This window comes from Streptomyces sp. NPDC092952 (assembly GCF_044754785.1).
GTDB lineage: Bacteria > Actinomycetota > Actinomycetes > Streptomycetales > Streptomycetaceae > Streptomyces.
The window spans coordinates 20,362-39,596 of record NZ_JBIVPT010000007.1 but is presented as its reverse complement, the minus strand read 5'-3'; the positions used below and the strand labels follow the sequence as shown (position 1 = coordinate 39,596).

Below are 19,235 nucleotides of genomic sequence, written 5' to 3'. Positions count from 1 at the left end.
ATACGACTCCTCCCACCAGCGCCCGACCCCGATTCCTGCCATGCGGCCCTCGCAGGACCCTTCGGGTGGTCCGTCCCAGACCCCGATCTACGACGCGCTGTACACCGAGTACCGGCGGTCGTTCCGGGCTCTGCCGGGGGATCGGAGCGGTGAGGAGAACCTCGGCTTCATGGCCTTCGGCCTCGGGCTCTTCGGCAGCCGTCTCCCGGCGAGCGGCCACTCCGGTCACTCCGCCGGGTTCTCCACCGGGCTCGCCGTGACCGGCGGGATCGGCGGGGCCGGGATCGGCGGCGGCGGCGGTCCCGGTGCGCAGAGCGGCGGCCCCGGCGCCTGGCAGCGGGTGGGGCGGCATTCCGGACGCGCCCGTCCGGCGGCCCTGCCGCCGGGTTCGCGGTCCACCTGATCCCCCGGGCCCCGGCCCGCTGTCATGACGGAGCCCCGGGCCCGCCTCTCGTACGAGGCGGGCCCGGGGCTCCGTCATGGGCCCGGAGATCCCGGGCCGGGGCGCTACTTCTTGCGGCCGCGCTTCTCGCGGACCCGCACGGAGATGTGGATCGGGGTGCCCTCGAAGCCGAACTCCTCGCGCAGCCGACGCTCGACGAACCGGCGGTAGCCGTGCTCCAGGAAGCCGGAGGAGAACAGGACGAACCGCGGCGGCTTGGTGCCCGCCTGGGTGCCGAAGAGGATCCGGGGCTGCTTGCCGCCGCGGACGGGGTGCGGGTGGGACGCGACGATCTCACCGAGGAAGGCGTTGAGCCGGCCGGTGGGGATACGGGTCTCCCAGCTGGCGAGCGCGGTCTCGATCGCCGGGACGAGCTTCTCCATGTGGCGGCCGGTGGAGGCGGAGACGTTGACCCGCGGGGCCCACGCGACCTGCGCCAGCTCCGTCTCGATCTCGCGCTCCAGGTAGTAGCGGCGCTCCTCGTCGAGCTTGTCCCACTTGTTGTAGGCGATGACCAGGGCGCGCCCGGCCTCCACGGCCATGGTGATGATGCGCTGGTCCTGGACGCTGACCGTCTCGGAGGAGTCGATCAGGACGACGGCGACCTCGGCCTTCTCCACGGCGGCGGCGGTGCGCAGCGAGGCGTAGTAGTCGGCACCCTCCTGGAGGTGGACGCGGCGGCGGATACCGGCCGTGTCGATGAACTTCCAGGTGATGCCGCCGAGCTCGATCAGCTCGTCGACCGGGTCGCGGGTGGTGCCCGCGAGCTCGTTGACGACGACGCGGTCCTCGTTGGCCACCTTGTTCAGCAGCGAGGACTTGCCGACGTTGGGGCGGCCGATGAGCGCGATCCGGCGCGGGCCGCCGACCACGTTGCCGAAGCGCTGCGCCGGGGCCTCCGGGAGCGCTTCGAGCACGGCGTCGAGCAGGTCGCCGGTGCCGCGGCCGTGCAGCGAGGAGACCGGGTGCGGCTCGCCGAGACCCAGCGACCAGAGCGCCGTGGCGTCGGCCTCGCCGCTCTGCCCGTCCACCTTGTTGGCGCAGAGCACGACCGGCTTGCCGGCCCGGCGGAGCAGCTTGACGACGGCCTCGTCGGTGTCGGTCGCGCCGACGGTCGAGTCGACCACGAAGACGACCGCGTCGGACGCCTCGATCGCGTACTCGGCCTGGGCGGCGACGGAGGCGTCGATGCCCAGCACGTCCTGCTCCCAGCCGCCGGTGTCGACGACCTTGAAGCGGCGGCCCGCCCACTCCGCCTCGTAGGTGACGCGGTCGCGGGTGACACCGGGCTTGTCCTCGACGACGGCCTCGCGGCGGCCGATGATCCGGTTCACCAGTGTCGACTTGCCGACATTGGGGCGGCCGACGACGGCGAGGACGGGCAGCGGCCCGTGTCCGGCCTCGTCGATGGCACCCTCGACCTCTTCGAGGTCGAAGCCCTCCTCCGCGGCGAGCTCCATGAACTCCGCGTACTCGGCGTCGCCAAGTGCTCCGTGCTCATGGTCCGAGCCGTCGGAGTGAATCTGGTCGTTCATGAAGTCCGTTCCTCTTTGCATCATCGATGGGCCGCGAACAGGCGGCCCACTACTCAAGTCTTACTTAACGCCCGGTGAAGCGCCTGGCCTCGTCCAGGTGGGCGGTCAGCCGCCCCTGGATCCGTACCGTCGCCTCGTCCAGCGCCTTGCGCGTACGCCGCCCGCTGCCGTCCCCGGCCTCGAAGGCGTCCCCGAAGACGACGTCGACCCGGCTGCGCAGCGGCGGCAACGCCGATATCAACCGTCCGCGCCGCTCGGTGCTTCCCAGGACGGCCACGGGCACGATCGGCGCCCCGCTGCGCACCGCGAAGTACGCCAGCCCGGCCCGCAGGGAGGCGAAGTCGCCCTCGCCCCTGGTGCCCTCGGGGAAGATCCCGAGGACCCCGCCGCCCTCCAGCACGCCGAGGGCGTCGGTGACGGCGGTGCGGTCGACGGTCGTACGGTCCACCTTCAGCTGGCCGATCCCACGCAGGAACGGGTCCAGCGGACCGACGAACGCCTCCTTCTTGATCAGGAAGTGGACGGGCCTGGGCGCGGTGCCCATCAGCATCGGACCGTCGATGTTGTGCGCGTGGTTCACCGCGAGTATGACGGGTCCGGAGGCCGGGACCCGCCACGCGCCGAGCACGCGGGGCTTCCAGAGCCCGTACATCAGCCCGATGCCGATGCCGCGCCCGACCGCCGCGCCGCGCGGCGAGGGGGACGACGAGCCCTGGGCGGCTCCGGTCACCGGGAGGCCCGCTTCTCCTCGACGAGGGTGACGACGCACTCGATGACCTGCTGGAGGCTCAGCTCGGTGGTGTCCACCTCCACGGCGTCGCCCGCCTTGGCCAGCGGGGAGGTCTTGCGGCCGGAGTCGGCCGCGTCCCGCTTGATCAGGGCCTCCTTGGTGGCGGCCAGGTCGGAGCCCTTGACCTCGGCACTGCGCCGGGCGGCGCGGGCCTCCGGGGAGGCGGTGAGGAAGATCTTCAGGTCGGCGTCGGGCAGCACGGTCGTACCGATGTCCCGGCCCTCCACGACGATGCCCCGCTCGGCCGCGGCGGCGATGGTGCGCTGGAGCTCGGTGATCCGGGTGCGCACCTCGGGGACGGCGCTGACGGCGCTGACCCTGGAGGTGACCTCCTGGGTGCGGATCGGGCCCGAGGCGTCCTCGCCGTCGACGGTGATCGTGGGGGCGGCGGGGTCCGTGCCGGAGACGATGACCGGCTTGGCGGCCGCGGTCGCCACCTCCGCCGCGTCCTGCACGTCGATGCCGTTGTTCAGCATCCACCAGGTGATCGCCCGGTACTGGGCGCCGGTGTCCAGGTAGCTCAGGCCGAGCTGTGCGGCGACGGCCTTGGACGTGCTCGACTTGCCGGTGCCGGAGGGCCCGTCGATGGCGACGATCACTGCGGCCGGGGCCGTACGGGTTTCCACGGTGGTGGACACCTTCCTGAGTACACGGGGTGGGCGGGACGAGGGCGTGTGCGAACCCCGCCCCGAACAAGGTTACCGAGTGTCGGGGCGGGCCCGGTCACCCCTGTGGACAACCGGCGCCCCGGCCCCGGCGCCCCGGGCCTACTGCCGTATCGACCAGCCGCGCTCGCACAGCGCGGCGCTCAGCCCGGGGGCCGCGCTCGGCTCGACCATCAGCTGCACCAGACCGGCCTGCTGCCCGGTGGCGTGCTCGATCCGCACGTCCTCGACGTTGACCCCGGCCCGCCCGGCGTCGGCGAAGATCCCGGCCAGCTCGCCCGGCCGGTCGCTGATGAGCACGGAGACCGTCTCGTAGGCGGTGGGAGCGGTGCCGTGCTTGCCGGGCACCCTGACCCGGCCCGCGTTGCCGCGCCGAAGGACGTCCTCGATGCCCTCGGTGCCCGCGCGGCGGCGGTCGTCGTCGGCGGACTCCAGGCCGCGCAGCGCCCGTACCGTCTCCTCCAGGTCGGCGGCGACCCCGGCCAGCACGTCGGCGACCGGGCCGGGGTTGGCGGCGAGGATCTCCACCCACATCCGGGGGTCCGAGGCGGCGATCCGGGTGACGTCCCTGATGCCCTGCCCGCAGAGGCGTACGGCGGTCTCGTCGGCCTCCTCCAGCCGGGCGGCGACCATCGACGAGATCAGCTGCGGGGTGTGGGAGACGAGGGCGACGGCCCGGTCGTGCGCGTCGGCGTCCATCACGACCGGGACGGCGCGGCAGAGCGCGACCAGCTCCAGGGCCAGGTTGAGCACCTCGGTGTCGGTGTCCCGGGTCGGTGTGAGGACCCAGGGCCGCCCCTCGAACAGATCCGCGCTCGCGGCGAGCGGGCCCGACCGCTCCTTGCCCGCCATGGGGTGCGTGCCGATGTAGTGCGTGAGGTCGAGGCCGAGGGCCTCCAGCTCGCGCCGCGGGCCGCCCTTCACGCTGGCGACGTCCAGGTAGCCGCGGGCCACGCCCTCCCGTACGGCGTCGGCGAGCACCGGGGCCACATGGGCGGGCGGCACGGCGACGATCGCCAGGTCCACCCGCTCCTGGGGCGCCTCGCCCGTGCCCGCGCCCAGCGCGGCCGCGGTGCGGACCGAGCCGGGGTCGTGGTCGCGGAGGTGGACCTGGATGCCGCGCCCGGCGAGGGCGAGGGCCGCGGACGTGCCGACAAGGCCCGTTCCGATGACGACGGCGGTTCTCACTGGGCGATGTCCTTGCGGGTGCGGTGGTGTTACCCGTCAGCCTAAGGGCTGGCCGTAATCCCCGGCGCAAGCCGTTTCCGCTCCCGTACGCTCCCCGGCATGATCACTCCCGGCCCCGAGGCCCTCGTACGCGACCACACGGTCTACTCCTGTGTGATGGGCTCGCGCGCCTTCGGGCTGGCCACCGAGGGGAGCGACACCGACCGGCGCGGGGTGTTCCTCGCGCCGACCCCGCTGTTCTGGCGCTTCGAGAAGCCGCCGACCCATGTCGAGGGCCCTGCCCCGGAGCAGTTCTCCTGGGAGCTGGAGCGGTTCTGCGAGCTGGCGCTGCGGGCCAATCCCAATGTGCTGGAGTGCCTGCACTCGCCGCTGGTGGATCATGCCGACGCGGTGGGCCGGGAGCTGCTCGCCCTGCGCGGCGCCTTCCTCTCCAGGCAGGCCCACCAGACCTTCGTGCGCTACGCCGCCGGCCAGCGCCGGAAGCTGGAGGCCGACGTACGGCGGTACGGGGCGCCGCGCTGGAAGCACGCCATGCATCTGCTGCGCCTGCTGGCCTCCTGCCTGGACCTGCTGCGCACCGGGGCGCTCACGATCGAGGTGGGCGCGGCCCGCGAGGAGCTGCTGGCGGTGAAGCGGGGCGAGGTGCCGTGGGCGGAGGTGGAACACCGGATGAACCGCCTCACCGAGCGGAACGACGAGGCGGTCCGGGACTCCCCGCTCCCGCCCGAGCCGGACCGGGCCCGGGTGGAGGACTTCCTGGTCCGCACCCGCCGGGCCTCGGCGTCCTGGCCCGACGGGTGCTAGGGGGTGTCTGATAAATGAGTGCGGGTGAAGGAGCGGGGTCCGGTGCGTGCGATCGCAAGGCGCCGGGGCGACTGCGTGGCGGAGCCACGTGGGCGGTTCGGCAACGCCGCGAGCGTGCGTGCCGGACCCCGCGACGCCGCAGGCATTTGTCAGACACCCCCTAGGACCTGTCTTCAAGGTGCCGTCGTCCGGCCGGAGGCCGGGCCGCACGGCAGACGGCAGTTTGAAGACAGGGCCTGGCTAAGGGCTGTCCTGGCCTCCCAGCCTCGCCCGCACCACGAGATCGTGGAGGGCATCGAACCCGCCCGCGGTCTCCGGGAGCCGTGAGGCGACCCGGGCCCGGTCCAGCACCTCGTGCAGCGCCTCGACGTCCCGGGCCGCCCGGACACCGACCGCCTCCTCCGCTCCCCCGTGCTCGGCCGCTGCCTTCGCCTCGATCAGACCGGGCAGGTAGGACGGGGCCTCCGCGACCTCCCCGAGGAGGGTCGGCAGGTGGGCCAGCACCTCGCCGCGGCGCATCAGATGGATCCCGGTGAGCAGGGCCCGGAACGTGTAGAGCAGCGGTTTCAGTTCGCCGGTCTTCTCGAAGAGCCGCCACTGGGTGCCCGCGAAGCCCCGGTAGTGGTGGGCGTGGTGGCGGGTGAGCACGCCCGGTGCCAGGGCCGCCAGCTCCGCGTGGGTCCCGCCCGTGTGCACGACCAGCGGCGAGAGCAACTGCTCCAGCACATAGCCGTTCGGCTTCAGCATCAGCCGGACGAACTTCCGCAGGTCGTGGGTGACGAGATCCATCTCGACGCCGTCCGCGTCCCACATCCGCGAGCACGTCTCCTCGGCGTCGCGCAGCCCCACGAGGTCCGCCGCGGGCAGGAGATGGACCCCCCGGAGGTCCACGTCCGAGTCCGCGGAGGGGAACCCGTACAGATGCGCCCCCGAGACCGTGGCGAACAGCAAAGGGTGGCGCTCCCCGGCGACGACCGGGGCGAGATCCGTGACCGGCAGTCCGGCCGCCCCGAGGTCACCGTCGAGACGTTCGTTCTTCGTACGCATGGCTCAAGCGTCCCAGAGCGCCCCCAGGGCCAGCAGGTCGCTCCGGTACTCGATCCGCTCCGCCCACTCCTTGGGCCAGGCCGCCGCTCCCAGGTGGGCCCCGGCGAAGGCGCCGGTCAGGCAGGCCAGGGAGTCCGAGTCGCCCCGGGTGCAGGCGGCGCGGCGGAGGGCGGTGACGGGGTCCTCGGGGAAGAGGAGGAAGCAGTGCAGGGCGGTGGCCAGGGCCTCCTCGGCGATCCAGCCGTCGCCGGTCCGCTCGCACGGGTCGGTCTCCGGGGACGGGTCGCGCAGCGCGTCCTGGACGCGGGCGAGGGCGGTCAGGCATTCGTCCCAGCCGCGCCGGATGTACCGCTCGGGCGAGGGGTCGCCCGCGTACCGCCAGAGGTCGCCGAGCCAGCGGCTGAGGTACCGGCCGCTGTTCTCGTACGCGTAGGAGCGCAGCTGTCCGAGCAGGCCCGCCGGGTCGGCGCCCCGCGCCAGCAGGTGCACGGCGCGGGCGGTCAGGTCGGAGGCGGCGAGCGCGGTCGGGTGGCCGTGGGTGAGGGCGGCCTGCAACTGGGCCGCTCCGGAACGCTGTTCGTCGCTCAGGCCGGGTACGAGGCCGACCGGGGCGACCCGCATGTTGGCGCCGCAGCCCTTGGAGCCGGTCTGGCTGGCCTCCTGCCAGAGCCGGTCGCTGTCGAGCAGCCGGCAGGCGGTCATGCAGGTGCGGCCGGGGGCACGGTTGTTGTCGGGCGAGTGGTACCAGTCGACGAACTCCTCGCGCACCGGGCGGACCAGCCGCGGACCGGTGAGCAGGCCCCGGTCCATGGCGGTGCGGATGCCGCGCGCCAGGGCCAGCGTCATCTGGGTGTCGTCGGTGACGAAGGCCGGCTCCGGCAGCCGCATGGTGGGCCAGGGCCCGCACTTCGCGAGGATCGACGGCACGTTGTTGAACTCGGTCGGGAAGCCCAGCGCGTCGCCGAGCGCCAGCCCGGTGAGCGCGCCGGTGGCGGCCTGCTTGGTGGTGGTCCTGGTCACGGTCACGTGTCTCTTCCTTCCGGTCTCAGCAGCGGCGGGTGCAGCGCGGTGGCGGCACCCGCCCGGTAGAGCGCGGCCGGCTTTCCCCGTCCGCCGGTGCGGCGCGGGGCCCCTTCCACGGCCTGGACGAAGCCGGGCGTGGTGAGGACCTTGCGCCGGAAGTTGGGCCGGTCCAGCTCGACGCCCCAGACCGTCTCGTACACCTGCTGGAGTTCCCCCAGGGTGAATTCGGGCGGGCAGAAGGCGGTGGCCAGACAGCTGTATTCGAGCCGGGCGCCGATCCGTTCGTGGGCGTCGGCGAGGATGCGGTCGTGGTCGAAGGCGAGCGGGCCGGCGTCGGCGGCCTCCCACCACCGGGCGCTGGCCGCGTCCCCGCCGCCGCGCGGTTCGGGCAGGTCGGGCACGAGGGCTGCGTAGGCGACCGAGACGACCCGCATCCTGGGGTCGCGGTCCGGTTCGCTGTAGGTGCGCAGCTGCTCCAGGTGGAAGGCGCTGACGGCCCCCTCCGTCAGCCCGGTCTCCTCGGCGAGCTCCCGGCGGGCGGCCGTCCCGGCGGACTCGCGGGGCAGGACGAAGCCGCCGGGCAGGGCCCAGTGCCCCTGGTACGGCTCCTCGCCGCGTTCGACGAGCAGGACGTGCAGCCGGCCGCCCCGGACGGTGAAGACGGCGAGGTCGACGGTGACCGCGAAGGGCTCGAAGGCGCGCGGGTCGTAGCCCTCGGGGGCGCGGGCGTTCACCGGTTCTCCGGCAGGGGCGGGGCGAACCGCCAGCTGTCGGCGAGCAGCGCGTCGACGGCGGCGACCGCGGTGGCCAGGCGTTCCTCGCGGGTCCCGGTGAGTTCGACGAACCGCCTTCCGGTACGGGTGAGTTCGGCCCGGAAGCGGTCGGTCATCCAGGGGCGCAGCTCCTCGCCGTCGCGCAGCCCGTCGTCCTCGAAGGCGACGCCCTCGTGGTCGGTGAGCAGCCACAGGTGGTGGGCGATCCGGTCGGCGGTGCGCTCGACGAGCGGGTTGCGGCCGCCGACGTAGCGCTCGTGCCAGACGGTGGTGGCGAAGGAGTCGGTGTCGCAGATGAGGACCGGGGAGCCGGTCCGCGCGGCGGCCTCCTCCCGGGCGTTCTGGACCTCGGCGATCAGCGGGAAGTCATCGGTGGTGAAGACGACGTCCTCCCACTGGGCGCCGGGGTGGCGGGAGCGGAGCGCGGCCAGCTTCCGTTCGCTGAACTCCCGCCCGTACTCGTCGACGCGGGCGGTCCGCGCCCAGACTCCGCCGCGGGCGCGGTAGTGCCGGGTGAGGTCGCGGGCCATGGTCGTGGTGCCGGTGGACTCGGCGCCGAGCACGACGACCCGGCGGGTGAGGGCGGCCCGGACCGGCGCCTCCAGGAAGTCCCAGCAGCCGACCGGGTCCTGGCGGACGGCGGTGCCGGAGACCGGGAAGCGGGTGCGGTCCGGGTCGACGCAGACGGATGCGGCGCCGAACCGGCGGCCCAGCTCGTCCCCGTACGGCTCCGAGGTGAAGACGGCGTCCACCGGTTCGGGGACGGCCCCGGTGAAGACGGCCATGTGCGCGTCCCAGATCGCCGGGTCGTGGACGTCCATCCGGATGTCGTCGACGGCGCCGACGACCGTCACGTCCGGGTGCGCCTCGCGCATCCAGGCCACCCGGTCGGCGAGCGGCACGGATTCGACGGAGGCGGCGCAGACCAGCACGGTCAGCCGGTCGCAGCGGTCCCGCGCGGTGCGGACCAGGTGGTGGTGGCCGGCGTGCGGCGGGTAGAACTTGCCGAGGACCAGCCCGTGCCCGAAGCGCCTCATGCCGCCGCCCCCACGGGCTCGCGCCGCTCCCCGGCCGGGTCGCGGCGCCAGTTGCGCAGGCCGATCAGGCAGAGCGTCAGGAAGCCGCAGTACAGCAGCGAGGTCAGATAGAGCTCCTTGTACGCGTAGAGCGGGATGTACACCACGTCGGCGGCGATCCAGAGCCACCAGGACTCGACGAGCTTGCGGCACTGCCCGTACGTCGCCGTCAGGGAGAGCGCGGTCGTCAGGGCGTCCCAGAAGGGCACGGTCGAGTCGGTGGCGCGGTCGAGCAGGACGGTGAGGGCGAGGGTCCCCACCGCCCCCGCCACGAGCAGCCAGGCCCACTCGGTGCGCGTGGTGCGGCGCACCGGCAGGTCGGGTGAGCCCGGTCCACCCCCGTGGGTCCAGGTCCACCAGCCGTAGGCGGCGAGGGCGATGAAGACGATCTGGAGTCCGGCGTCCGCGTACAGGCCGGACTGGGTGAAGAGCAGGATGAAGAAGACGTTGTTGGCGATGCCGATCGGCCAGTTGGCGAGGTGCTGGCGGGCCACGAGCCATACGCAGAGCGCCCCGCTGCCGAAGCCGAGCACCTCGGTCCAGCTGACCGGGGTGCCGAGCACCGTTACCAGGGGTTGCTGCAGGGGATCGAGGTACTCCGCGAGACTCACGCCCGCCTCCTTCTTAATAGTCATACTGACTATAAAGCGGGGAGGGGGCGGGGAAAAGACCCGCGGCCGGTCCCTGTCCCGGATTTCGGGGACAGGGACCGGCCGCGGGTCGTGGGGCGGACGGCCGGGCGGTCGTTACAGACCGACCTCGCGCATCAGCATGCCGACCTCGGTGTTGGTGAGGCGGCGCAGCCAGCCGGACTTCTGGTCGCCCAGCGGGATCGGCCCGAAGGAGGTGCGGACGAGCCGCTCGACCGGGAAGCCCGCCTCGGCGAGCATCCGGCGGACGATGTGCTTGCGGCCCTCGTGGAGGGTGACCTCGACCAGGTAGTTCTTCCCGGTGTTCTCGACGACCCGGAAGTGGTCGGCGCGGGCGTACCCGTCCTCCAGCTGGATGCCGTCCTTGAGCCGCTTGCCCAGGTCACGCGGGAGCGGGCCCTGGATGGCGGCCAGGTAGGTCTTCTTGACCCCGTACTTGGGGTGGGTGAGGCGGTGGGCCAGCTCGCCGTGGTTGGTGAGCAGGATGATGCCCTCGGTCTCGGTGTCCAGCCGGCCGACGTGGAAGAGCCGCGTCTCACGGTTGGTGACGTAGTCGCCGAGGCACTGGCGGCCGTCCGGGTCCTCCATCGAGGAGACGACCCCGGCCGGCTTGTTCAGCGCGAAGAACAGGTAGGACTGGGCGGCGACGGTCAGGCCGTCGACCTTGATCTCGTCCTTGTGCACGTCGACGCGCATGCCCTGCTCGACCACGATCTCGCCGTTGACCTCGACGCGGGCCTGCTCGATCAGCTCCTCGCACGCCCGGCGCGAGCCCATGCCGGCGCGGGCGAGGACCTTCTGCAGCCGCTCGCCCTCCTGCTCGGCGCCGGGGTGCGTCCGGGGCGTCTTGATCTCGGGCTTGTTCGCGTACCGGTCCCGGTTGCGCTGCTCGATCTTGGCGTCGAGCTCGCGCGGGCGGGACGGGGCGCCCTGGCGGCGCCGGTCACCGCCGCCGCTGCGGCCGCCACCCGACTGCGGGGTGCGCGGGCCGCCCTTGGCGCCGCCCCGGGCCGCGGCGCCGCGGCCCTTGCGGGGGCCGTCGCCGCCCTGCTCGCCGGAGCCCACGTCGTAGCGGCGCTCCTCGGGGCGGGGGCGGCGGGGACGCTGCTCCTGCCTGCCGTCGCGCCCGGCGCCCGCGCCGCGGGGGTTCCGGCCGCCGCCGGCGCCGCTGCCGCTCCGGCCGCCGCTGTTGCCGCTTCCGCTGTTCCTGCCACTGCTTCGCATCAAAATTCCGTCTTGTCGTCTGCGTGGGTATCCGGGGTGTCCGGTGCGTCCGGATCGAACGACGGCACACCCTCTAGCGTCTCAGCCTCGATCGCGTCCGCCTCGGGGAGGAAGGGCGCGAGCTCCGGGAGCTCATCCAGGCCACGCAGGCCCATCCGCTCCAGAAAGTAGTTCGTCGTCCTGTACAGGATCGCACCTGTTTCGGGTTCCGTGCCCGCCTCCTGCACCAGACCCCGCTGGAGCAGGGTCCGCATGACCCCGTCGCAGTTCACGCCGCGGACCGCGGAGACCCGGGAACGGCTGACCGGCTGGCGGTACGCGACCACCGCGAGGGTCTCCAGCGCCGCCTGGGTCAGCCTGGCCTGCTGGCCGTCCAGGACGAAGCGCTCCACGGCCGCCGCGTACGCGGGCCGCGTGTAGAAGCGCCAGCCGCCCGCGACCAGCCGCAGCTCGAAACCCCGGCGCTGCACGGTGTAGTCGTCGGCCAGCTCGCGCAGCGCGTCGGCGACGGCCCGGCGGGGCCGCTCCAGCACCTTGGCGAGGTGCTCCTCGGTGGCGGGCTCGTCGACGACCATGAGGACGGCCTCCAGCGCGGGCTTGAGGTCGAGCTCGGCGACGGCGGGGTCGCCCGTCTCCTGCTGGTTCATGCCTTCCCGTCCTCCTCCTCGGCGTCGCGCGCCTCGCTGTCGAACTCGTCCGTGACCACGGGCCCGGCTCCCTCTCCCCCGGCCCAGCGCACCAGCAGCTCGCCGAGCGCCTCGGGCTGGTCGAGCGCGACGGCCTTCTCCCGGTACAGCTCCAGCAGCGCGAGGAACCGGGCGACGACGGTGAGGGTGTCCGGGGCGTCCTCGGTGAGCGCGCGGAAGCTGGCCTCGCCCGCCTCGCGCAGCCGCGCCACCACGATGCCGGCCTGCTCCCGCACGCTGACCAGCGGTGCGTGGATGTGGTCGACGTACACCTGGGGCGGGGCCTTCGGCTGCATCGCCTTCACGGCCAGCTCGGCGAACCGCCGCACCCCGATGCCGATCACCACCTCGGGCAGCAGCTCCGCGTGGTGCGGCTCCAGCCCGACGGTGCGCGGGAAGCGCCGCTCCTCCGAGGCCAGCCGCTCGCTGAGGATGTCCGCGATGCGTTTGTACGCGCGGTACTGGAGCAGCCGGGCGAAGAGCAGGTCCCGGGCTTCGAGCAGCGCGAGGTCCGCCTCGTCCTCCACCTCGGCGGCGGGCAGCAGCCGGGCGGCCTTCAGGTCGAGCAGGGTCGCGGCGACGACCAGGAACTCGGTGGTCTGGTCGAGGTCCCAGTCCGGGCCCATCGCGCGGATGTGCGCCATGAACTCGTCGGTGACCTTCGAGAGCGCGACCTCGGTCACGTCCAGCTTGTGCTTGGCGATGAGCTGGAGGAGCAGGTCGAACGGCCCCTCGAAGTTCGCCAGCCGGACGGTGAACCGCCCGTCGGCACCGTCCGGGCCGGACGCGGGCGCGGGCGCCTCGGGGGGTTCGGCCGCCTCGGGGGGTTCAGGGTCCGCAGGCGCCTCAGACACCCCGGGCGCCCCGGGCATCTCTGGCGCCTCTTGTTCCTGCTGCGCCTCGGAGGTCTCGCGGATCTCCTCATCGTCCCGTTCCGGCACCGCCGCGGGGCCCGGACCGCGCCCCAGGGGGCGGCGGCGGGCGCGGGCGGATTCGTCGGTCGTCGGCATGAGGGTCCAGGGGCGGGGGGATGCGGGCGGCGGGCCGTGGCCCGTACGGGAGGGGGCCGCACCGCTCGTCCGGCGGCCGCCCCTTCGGGCAGGCTACCGGCGCCGTGCCCGTCAGCGGCCGCGCAGCCGCCGTACGAGAATGCTCGCGTCGCCCCGCGACTCCAGGTCGGCCAGGACCACCGCGACCGCCTCGCGGACGATCCGCCCGCGGTCGACGGCCAGCCCGTGCTCCCCGCGCAGCACCAGGCGGGCGTGTTCGAGGTCCATCAGTTCCTCGGCCGAGACATAGACCGTGATCTTCTCGTCGTGCCGCTCGCGGCCGCTGGGGCGGCGGTTCGAACCGCGCCCGCCCGCGCTCCCGCGCCGCTGCTGCTGGACGGCGGCGGGGGCCGCCTCCTGGGCGGCGGGCGCCGGGGCCTGCCGCTGGGCGCCGCGTCCGGCCGCCGCGGTCCGGTCTCCGTCACCGCCCCGGCTGCGCGGCTCCCCCGCGTCGGCGTCGGCCGCGGAGTGCTCCTCGCGCGCGGCACCTCCGGCGGCCCGGTCCGGTTCCGTCCCGGCGCCGTCCACCGCGGCGTCGCCCTCACCGGCCGGAGCGGGCACCCGGGTCTCGCTGTTCGCCTTGCGCCGCCGTTCCACGGGCGAGGATGCCTGGAGCCCCATCCCCCCGGTGGTACGGAACAGTTCGTCGGCCCCGGGCAGACTCACTCGGCGTGACACCGGGCGAGCACCTCCCTGGCGAGCTGGCGGTAGGCGGCGGCACCGACCGAGTTGGAGGCGTAGGTGGTGATGGGCTCACCGGCGACGGTGGTCTCCGGGAAACGCACGGTGCGCCCGATGACCGTGTGGTAGACGTGGTCGTCGAACGCCTCGACGACGCGCGCGAGGACCTCGCGGCTGTGCACCGTACGGGAGTCGTACATGGTGGCGAGGATGCCGTCGAGCTCCAGATCGGGGTTGAGGCGCTCCTGGACCTTCTCGATGGTCTCGGTGAGCAGCGCCACCCCGCGCAGGGCGAAGAACTCGCATTCGAGCGGCACTATGACCTTGTGGGCCGCCGTCAGGGCGTTCACCGTGAGCAGGCCCAGCGACGGCTGACAGTCGATCACGATGTAGTCGTAGTCGGCCAGCAGCGGCTTCAGGGCGCGCTGGAGCGTGGACTCCCGGGCCACCTCGCTCACCAGCTGCACCTCGGCGGCCGAGAGGTCGATGTTGCTCGGCAGCAGGTCCATGTTGGGGACCGCGGTCTTCAGCAGGACCTCGTCGGCCGACATGCCCCGCTCCATGAGCAGGTTGTAGACCGTGAGGTCGAGCTCCATCGGGTTGACGCCCAGTCCGACCGAGAGGGCTCCCTGCGGGTCGAAGTCGACGAGCAGGACGCGCCGTCCGTACTCGGCGAGCGCGGCACCCAGGTTGATGGTCGACGTGGTCTTGCCGACGCCGCCCTTCTGGTTGCACATCGCGATGATCTTCGCGGGACCGTGATCGGTCAGCGGGCCCGGGATCGGGAAGTAGGGCAGGGGGCGGCCGGTCGGGCCGATCCGCTCGCGGCGCTGCCGGGCGGCGTCGGGCGCGAGGGTGGCCGCGTACTCCGGATCGGGCTCGTACTCGGCGTCGGGGTCGTAGAAGTGCCCCTGGGGCTCGTCGAAGTCGGCGAAGTGGGCGGTGTCCCGGCCACTCTCGTTGCCGGCCATGGCGTTCACGTGTAGGCCGTCCATCATCTGGGGGGCTGTCGTCATGTGCTGTTGGGTGGCGAAGGTGCGGACAGCGACGGAGCCGACAGCCTCCAGCCCGTTCGGGCTCTGGCTCCGCGCGGACATGCCTGGACGGACACCCCCGGGAGTAAATGTCGACTCATTCACAAGTCGTCTTACCTCCTTGGATGTGACCAGGAAACTTATCGATAGGTCAGCGTGGCACCATGCCGACGATTGGCGACTCTATGGCGTGTCACCGCTCCGCAGCAACACAATCCGCCGGACCCGGCCCGATGTGTCGGCAATCGAACACCCCGCTGTCAAGGGCGTGCGACCACTGGGGTGCACGTTTCCCGGGTGTACGAATCGGTCGAAGGCTCACGTTCGAGACGAGTCGCACGCCGACCCGACCGGGCCCGGACATGCCTCCGGCCGGACCTTGCTCGGCAAGGTCCGGCCGGACACGTGAGGTTGACGAACGAGGTTGACCCGTCAGCCGAGGAGCGAGCTCAGCTCGACGTGCTCCAGGCCGTGCGCCTCGGCCACCTCGCGGTAGACGACCTGCCCGTCATGGGTGTTGAGGCCCTTGGCGAGCGCGGCGTCGCGGCGCAGCGCCTCGACCCAGCCGCGGTTGGCCAGCTCCACGATGTACGGGAGCGTGGCGTTGGTGAGGGCGTAGGTGGAGGTGTTCGGCACCGCGCCCGGCATGTTCGCGACGCAGTAGAAGACCGAGTTGTGGACCTTGAAGGTCGGGTCGGTGTGCGTCGTCGGGTGCGAGTCCTCGAAGCAGCCGCCCTGGTCGATCGCGATGTCGACAAGGACACTTCCGGGCTTCATCTTGGCGACGAGCTCGTTGGTGACCAGCTTCGGGGCCTTGGCACCGGGGATGAGCACGGCACCGACGACGAGGTCGGCCTCGATGACGGCCTTCTCCAGCTCGAAGGCGTTGGAGACGACGGTCTGCACCTTGGTGCCGAAGACCTTGTCCGCCTCGCGGAGCTTGTTGATGTCCTTGTCGAGCAGCGTGACGTGGAAGCCGAGGCCCACGGCGATCTGCGTGGCGTTCCAGCCGGAGACGCCGCCGCCGATGACGACGGCCTTGCCGGCCGCCGTGCCCGGGACGCCGCCCGGCAGCACGCCGCGGCCGCCGGCCGAGCGCATCAGGTGGTAGGCGCCGACCTGCGGGGCGAGGCGGCCCGCGACCTCGGACATCGGGGCGAGCAGCGGGAGGGCGCGGGTGGCGGTCTCGACCGTCTCGTAGGCGATGGCCGTGGTGCCCGACGCGAGGAGGGCGTCCGTGCACTCGCGGGAGGCGGCGAGGTGCAGGTAGGTGAAGAGCGTCTGGTCCTTGCGGAGGCGGTGGTACTCCTCGGCGATCGGCTCCTTGACCTTGAGGACCAGATCGGCGGCGGCCCAGACCTCGTCGGCGGTGGAGAGGATCTCGGCTCCGGCGGCGGTGTACTCCGCGTCCGTGATCGAGGAGCCGAGACCGGCGTCCTTCTCGACGACGACCTGGTGGCCGTTGCGGACGAGCTCGTTCACACCGGCAGGCGTGATCGCCACGCGGAACTCGTTGTTCTTGACTTCGCGGGGGATGCCGACCTTCACGTCGATCACGGTCCTTGACTCAGAGGGTTATCCGGACATAGCAATACATACCCGGATAGACACTACGTAAATGGAGACACCGCGAACACACGCGGCACGACCATTCTAATGAAGGGTTTCTCAGTGTCTAGCCTTACAAAGCATTATTTTTCTGTCGGGGCACTGCGGATTTCGTAGGTCACACCCTTCTGATTCAGCAGTCTGTCCGCCACACCCCGGTGCAGCCCGGCCGCCGCCGGGTCGCCGAGCCGGTCGAGGGTGTCGGCCAGCCGGAGCTCCAGCGCCGCCTGGAGCCGTACGTCCTCGGCCCGTCGGGCCCATTCGACGGCCTCCTGGCAGGTGCGCAGCGACTCCTGCGGCCGCCCCGCGTACTCCTGCACCCGGGCCACCTCGCTGAGCGCCCGCGCCTGGCCCGGTACGTCCCCGAGCCTGCGGTAGCCGGCCGCCGCGGCGCGCCAGTTCCGCAGCGCCTCGCCGTACCGCCCGGCGTAGGTGTGCACGGCGCCGAGCCGCCCGTACAGCCGCGCCTCCTCGGCCCGCTCCCCCTGGCCGAGCCGGTGCGCCAGCGCCCGGCCGTACCAGTCGGAGGCCCGCTGGAAGTCCCCGAGCTCCGCGTAGGCGCCGGCTACGGATTCCATCGCGCGGCCGGTGGCGTACAGGTCCTTCGCGGCCCGTCCGGCGTCCAGCGCGGCCCGGTAGCGGGCCAGCGCCTCCCGGGTGCGGCCGTTGCCGGCGTCGAGGTCGGCGAGGTTGAGCAGCGCGGCGGCCTGTTCGCGGGCCAGCCCGCGCCGCTCGGCGACCGCCAGCACCAGGCCGTGCAGTCCGTACAGCTCGGGGGCGGCGGACTCGGTGCCCTCGTGCACCGCCAGCGCCCGCACCAGGGCCGAGACCAGCCTCCGCGCCAGCGTGTCGAGCTCGCCGTCCTCGACGGCCGCGCGGGCCGCGGCGAGCAGGGCCGGCCGACGGGCCCGCAGCCACGCGGCGGCGGCCTCCGGCCCGGGGAACCGCAGCGACCTGGGCAGCCCGGCGAGCCTGCGGCGGACCGGGGAGCCCTCGGGCTCGGTGACCGCCCGGCAGGACTGGAGCAGCCGTACGGTCCGCTCCAGCATCCGGGCCCTGGCCAGCTGGATCTCCGCCGGCCGGTCCCGCTCCGCCAGCAGTTCCCGCAGCAGCGGCGCGAGGCAGCCGGGCACCTCGTACTGCGGCCGCCCGGCCCCGTCACCGTGCAGCAGTCCGAGGGAGACGAAGTCGTCGAGGGTCCGCTGCGCGGCCGATACGGAGCAGCCGGCCAGCGCGGACGCGGTGTGGGCGTCGACGAGCCCGGCGGGCGCGAGGGCGAGCAGCCGCAGTATCCGGGCGGACACCGGCGGCAGCGCGTCGTGGACCAGCCGGAAGGCGCGGGCCAGCGGGCGGGGTCCGGCGGACGGCTCGGTGGTGTCCGCCGACTCGCGCAGCCGCCGGGTGGCGTCGGCGACCGAGGCCATCGGGTGCGCGGCGAGCCAGCCGCCGACCAGCACCAGGGCGGCCGGCAGTCCGCCGCACTCCTCCGCGAGGGTCTCGGCGGTCCGGGGGTCGACGGTGATGCGCACCTCGCCGATGAGCCGGGCCAGCAGCCGGACGGCCGGGCCCGCCTCCAGACCGCCGATGGTGCAGGGCCGGACGCCCGGGATGCCGGTCAGCGGGCCCCCGGAGGTCGCGACGACCAGGCAGTCCGGGTTGTCCGGCAGCAGCGGGTCGACCTGTTCGGCGTCCACCGCGTCGTCCAGGACCAGCACGGCACGCCGCCCGGCCAGCTCGTCGCGGACCATCCCGGCCAGCTCGTCCCCGTCCGCGCCGGGCGGGCCGGTCACGCCGAACCGGTCGAGGAGTTCGCGGGCGGTGCGCTCGGTGGGGACCGGGGTGCCGCCGGGTTCGGTGAGCCGGACGCGGAACGGCCCGTCGGGGTGGCCGCCCTCGGCGAGCAGCGTCCGGACCAGTTCGTCGGCGAGCGCGGTACGGCCGGATCCGGGACGCCCGGCGATCAGCAGGACCCGGGCGCGGGCGGCCCGGCGGCCGGCCAGGGTGTCCAGACCCGCGTGCCCGACATCGGCGCGCAGGGCCTTCAACTCCCGTTCCCGGCCGAGGAATCGGGGTGGGGCGGCACCGGACGGCTCCTCGGCTCCCGGCGCCTCGACCGGGCCGCTGGTGTCCACCGCCTGATCCGTCACGGGCCACGCTCCACTTCGCTGCACGCGTCGCCCGCCGGGACTCCGGTCAGGGCGTTCCGAGCGTAGTTCAGGCGCGCGGGCGTTCCCGGCGGAGCGTGCCGCAGGCATCCCCCGATCGGATCAACGGCTTGTCCGATCGAAGGACCGTGCGGGCCCGTCGGGCGGGTGGCCCGTCAGACCGTGAACGGGCGGGCCGGCCAGGGCGCCTCGGCCGGCCGCAGCGAATCGATCCCGTCACCGGCGAGCACCGCCGCCAGCGAGAGGACGCCCACCACCAGGCAGCTGTTGTGCAGCTCCCCCGCGAGCACCCCCCGGACCAGCTCCTGGAGCGGCACCCGGGCCAGCTCCATGTCGGCCTCCTCCTCGGAGACCTCGAAGCGCTCCCCGTCCGCCTCGGAGAGGCCGCGGGCCAGGAAGATCCGTACGGCTTCGTCGCAGCCGCCCGGCGTGGTGAAGACGTCGGTCAGCACCCGCCAGTCCTCGGCCTTGACGTACGCCTCCTCGTACAGCTCGCGCTGGGCGGCGTGCAGCGGGTTCTCGCCGGGGACGTCGAGCAGTCCGGCGGGGATCTCCCAGAGCTTGTGGCGCACCGGGTGGCGGTACTGGCGCAGCACGACGACCCGGCCGTCCGCGTCGAGCGCGAGCACGGCGACCGAACCGGGGTGGACCTGGTAGTCGCGGCGTACGACGGTGCCGTCCGGCATCACCACCTCGTCGGTGCGGACGCTGGTCTTGTTGCCGGTGAAGGGCGTCTCGGTCGCGGTGACCTGCCACTCCTCGGGCGTGTCCTGGAAACCCATCTGCGTCCTCCCA

General features: G+C 73.2%; 19 protein-coding genes. 2 read left to right on the top strand and 17 right to left on the bottom strand.

Annotated elements, in window-relative coordinates; genetic code table 11:
- Positions 1-40: 40 nt before the first annotated feature.
- Positions 41-403, top strand: a complete 363-nt coding sequence (locus ACIQGQ_RS18635) for a hypothetical protein (protein ID WP_402397016.1) — start codon at positions 41-43, stop codon at positions 401-403.
- Positions 404-507: 104 nt separating this feature from the next.
- Here ACIQGQ_RS18635 and der read toward each other — a convergent pair whose 3' ends face one another.
- The 4 genes from der to ACIQGQ_RS18615 form a co-directional block, all read right to left on the bottom strand.
- Positions 508-1,977 (bottom strand): ribosome biogenesis GTPase Der, encoded by a 1,470-nt coding sequence (gene der / locus ACIQGQ_RS18630; RefSeq protein WP_366300205.1) that lies wholly within the window; start codon positions 1,975-1,977, stop codon positions 508-510.
- Between the two features lie 64 nt (positions 1,978-2,041).
- On the bottom strand, positions 2,042-2,629 hold the full coding sequence (locus ACIQGQ_RS18625; RefSeq protein WP_402397689.1) for a lysophospholipid acyltransferase family protein: 588 nt from the start codon (positions 2,627-2,629) through the stop codon (positions 2,042-2,044).
- Positions 2,630-2,703: 74 nt separating this feature from the next.
- Positions 2,704-3,405 carry a (d)CMP kinase gene (gene cmk, locus ACIQGQ_RS18620; RefSeq protein WP_366300207.1) on the bottom strand — a complete coding sequence of 234 codons (702 nt, stop codon included), beginning with the start codon at positions 3,403-3,405 and terminating at the stop codon, positions 2,704-2,706.
- 129 nt (positions 3,406-3,534) lie between these two features.
- The gene (locus ACIQGQ_RS18615) at positions 3,535-4,620 is read right to left on the bottom strand and encodes a prephenate dehydrogenase (RefSeq protein ID WP_402397011.1); all 1,086 of its coding nucleotides are present in this window, start codon (positions 4,618-4,620) and stop codon (positions 3,535-3,537) included.
- Positions 4,621-4,719: 99 nt separating this feature from the next.
- Between ACIQGQ_RS18615 and ACIQGQ_RS18610 the strand changes: the two genes are divergently transcribed.
- The gene (locus tag ACIQGQ_RS18610; protein WP_402397008.1) at positions 4,720-5,424 is read left to right on the top strand and encodes a DNA polymerase beta superfamily protein; all 705 of its coding nucleotides are present in this window, start codon (positions 4,720-4,722) and stop codon (positions 5,422-5,424) included.
- 240 nt (positions 5,425-5,664) lie between these two features.
- Here the strand turns inward: ACIQGQ_RS18610 and ACIQGQ_RS18605 are convergent, their stop codons facing one another.
- The 13 genes from ACIQGQ_RS18605 to ACIQGQ_RS18545 form a co-directional block, all read right to left on the bottom strand.
- Positions 5,665-6,471 carry a DNA polymerase beta superfamily protein gene (locus ACIQGQ_RS18605; RefSeq protein ID WP_402397005.1) on the bottom strand — a complete coding sequence of 269 codons (807 nt, stop codon included), beginning with the start codon at positions 6,469-6,471 and terminating at the stop codon, positions 5,665-5,667.
- Positions 6,472-6,474: 3 nt separating this feature from the next.
- Positions 6,475-7,491, bottom strand: coding sequence for an ADP-ribosylglycohydrolase family protein (locus ACIQGQ_RS18600; protein WP_402397687.1), 1,017 nt, complete (start codon positions 7,489-7,491; stop codon positions 6,475-6,477).
- A gap of 2 nt (positions 7,492-7,493) precedes the next feature.
- On the bottom strand, positions 7,494-8,228 hold the full coding sequence (locus tag ACIQGQ_RS18595; protein ID WP_402397002.1) for an NUDIX hydrolase: 735 nt from the start codon (positions 8,226-8,228) through the stop codon (positions 7,494-7,496).
- Entirely contained in the window at positions 8,225-9,304 is a 1,080-nt protein-coding gene (locus tag ACIQGQ_RS18590; protein ID WP_402396999.1) for an AAA family ATPase, read from the bottom strand. Before ACIQGQ_RS18590 ends, ACIQGQ_RS18595 begins: the two co-directional genes overlap by 4 nt.
- The gene (pnuC, locus tag ACIQGQ_RS18585) at positions 9,301-9,954 is read right to left on the bottom strand and encodes a nicotinamide riboside transporter PnuC (protein WP_402396996.1); all 654 of its coding nucleotides are present in this window, start codon (positions 9,952-9,954) and stop codon (positions 9,301-9,303) included. The genes ACIQGQ_RS18590 and pnuC overlap by 4 nt, the downstream gene beginning before the upstream one ends.
- A gap of 135 nt (positions 9,955-10,089) precedes the next feature.
- Positions 10,090-11,217, bottom strand: a complete 1,128-nt coding sequence (locus ACIQGQ_RS18580) for a pseudouridine synthase (protein ID WP_402396993.1) — start codon at positions 11,215-11,217, stop codon at positions 10,090-10,092.
- Complete coding sequence (gene scpB / locus ACIQGQ_RS18575; protein ID WP_352280559.1) at positions 11,217-11,864, bottom strand: SMC-Scp complex subunit ScpB; 648 nt, start codon at positions 11,862-11,864, stop codon at positions 11,217-11,219. Before scpB ends, ACIQGQ_RS18580 begins: the two co-directional genes overlap by 1 nt.
- Positions 11,861-12,913 carry a segregation and condensation protein A gene (locus ACIQGQ_RS18570; RefSeq protein WP_402396989.1) on the bottom strand — a complete coding sequence of 351 codons (1,053 nt, stop codon included), beginning with the start codon at positions 12,911-12,913 and terminating at the stop codon, positions 11,861-11,863. The genes scpB and ACIQGQ_RS18570 overlap by 4 nt, the downstream gene beginning before the upstream one ends.
- 111 nt (positions 12,914-13,024) lie before the next feature.
- On the bottom strand, positions 13,025-13,618 hold the full coding sequence (locus ACIQGQ_RS18565; protein ID WP_402397684.1) for a hypothetical protein: 594 nt from the start codon (positions 13,616-13,618) through the stop codon (positions 13,025-13,027).
- A complete protein-coding gene (locus ACIQGQ_RS18560; RefSeq protein ID WP_352280561.1) occupies positions 13,615-14,730 on the bottom strand; it encodes a ParA family protein in 1,116 nt (371 codons plus the stop codon). The genes ACIQGQ_RS18565 and ACIQGQ_RS18560 overlap by 4 nt, the downstream gene beginning before the upstream one ends.
- Positions 14,731-15,099: 369 nt before the next feature.
- The gene (gene ald / locus ACIQGQ_RS18555) at positions 15,100-16,215 is read right to left on the bottom strand and encodes an alanine dehydrogenase (protein WP_402397682.1); all 1,116 of its coding nucleotides are present in this window, start codon (positions 16,213-16,215) and stop codon (positions 15,100-15,102) included.
- Between the two features lie 143 nt (positions 16,216-16,358).
- Positions 16,359-18,422 carry a tetratricopeptide repeat protein gene (locus ACIQGQ_RS18550; RefSeq protein ID WP_402396985.1) on the bottom strand — a complete coding sequence of 688 codons (2,064 nt, stop codon included), beginning with the start codon at positions 18,420-18,422 and terminating at the stop codon, positions 16,359-16,361.
- 173 nt (positions 18,423-18,595) lie between these two features.
- Positions 18,596-19,222, bottom strand: coding sequence for an NUDIX domain-containing protein (locus tag ACIQGQ_RS18545; protein ID WP_402396982.1), 627 nt, complete (start codon positions 19,220-19,222; stop codon positions 18,596-18,598).
- Between the last annotated feature and the right edge of the window lie 13 nt (positions 19,223-19,235).

What these genes read in the sequence shown, in the direction of transcription:
- ACIQGQ_RS18635 (WP_402397016.1), top strand. Translation starts at nt 41, where the DNA reads ATGCGGCCCTCGCAGGACCCTTCGGGTGGTCCGTCCCAGACCCCGATC.
- der (WP_366300205.1), bottom strand. Translation starts at nt 1,977, where the DNA reads ATGAACGACCAGATTCACTCCGACGGCTCGGACCATGAGCACGGAGCA.
- ACIQGQ_RS18625 (WP_402397689.1), bottom strand. Translation starts at nt 2,629, where the DNA reads ATGTACGGGCTCTGGAAGCCCCGCGTGCTCGGCGCGTGGCGGGTCCCG.
- ACIQGQ_RS18610 (WP_402397008.1), top strand. Translation starts at nt 4,720, where the DNA reads ATGATCACTCCCGGCCCCGAGGCCCTCGTACGCGACCACACGGTCTAC.
- ACIQGQ_RS18605 (WP_402397005.1), bottom strand. Translation starts at nt 6,471, where the DNA reads ATGCGTACGAAGAACGAACGTCTCGACGGTGACCTCGGGGCGGCCGGA.
- ACIQGQ_RS18590 (WP_402396999.1), bottom strand. Translation starts at nt 9,304, where the DNA reads ATGAGGCGCTTCGGGCACGGGCTGGTCCTCGGCAAGTTCTACCCGCCG.
- ACIQGQ_RS18580 (WP_402396993.1), bottom strand. Translation starts at nt 11,217, where the DNA reads ATGCGAAGCAGTGGCAGGAACAGCGGAAGCGGCAACAGCGGCGGCCGG.
- scpB (WP_352280559.1), bottom strand. Translation starts at nt 11,864, where the DNA reads ATGAACCAGCAGGAGACGGGCGACCCCGCCGTCGCCGAGCTCGACCTC.
- ACIQGQ_RS18570 (WP_402396989.1), bottom strand. Translation starts at nt 12,913, where the DNA reads ATGCCGACGACCGACGAATCCGCCCGCGCCCGCCGCCGCCCCCTGGGG.
- ACIQGQ_RS18560 (WP_352280561.1), bottom strand. Translation starts at nt 14,730, where the DNA reads ATGTCCGCGCGGAGCCAGAGCCCGAACGGGCTGGAGGCTGTCGGCTCC.
- ACIQGQ_RS18545 (WP_402396982.1), bottom strand. Translation starts at nt 19,222, where the DNA reads ATGGGTTTCCAGGACACGCCCGAGGAGTGGCAGGTCACCGCGACCGAG.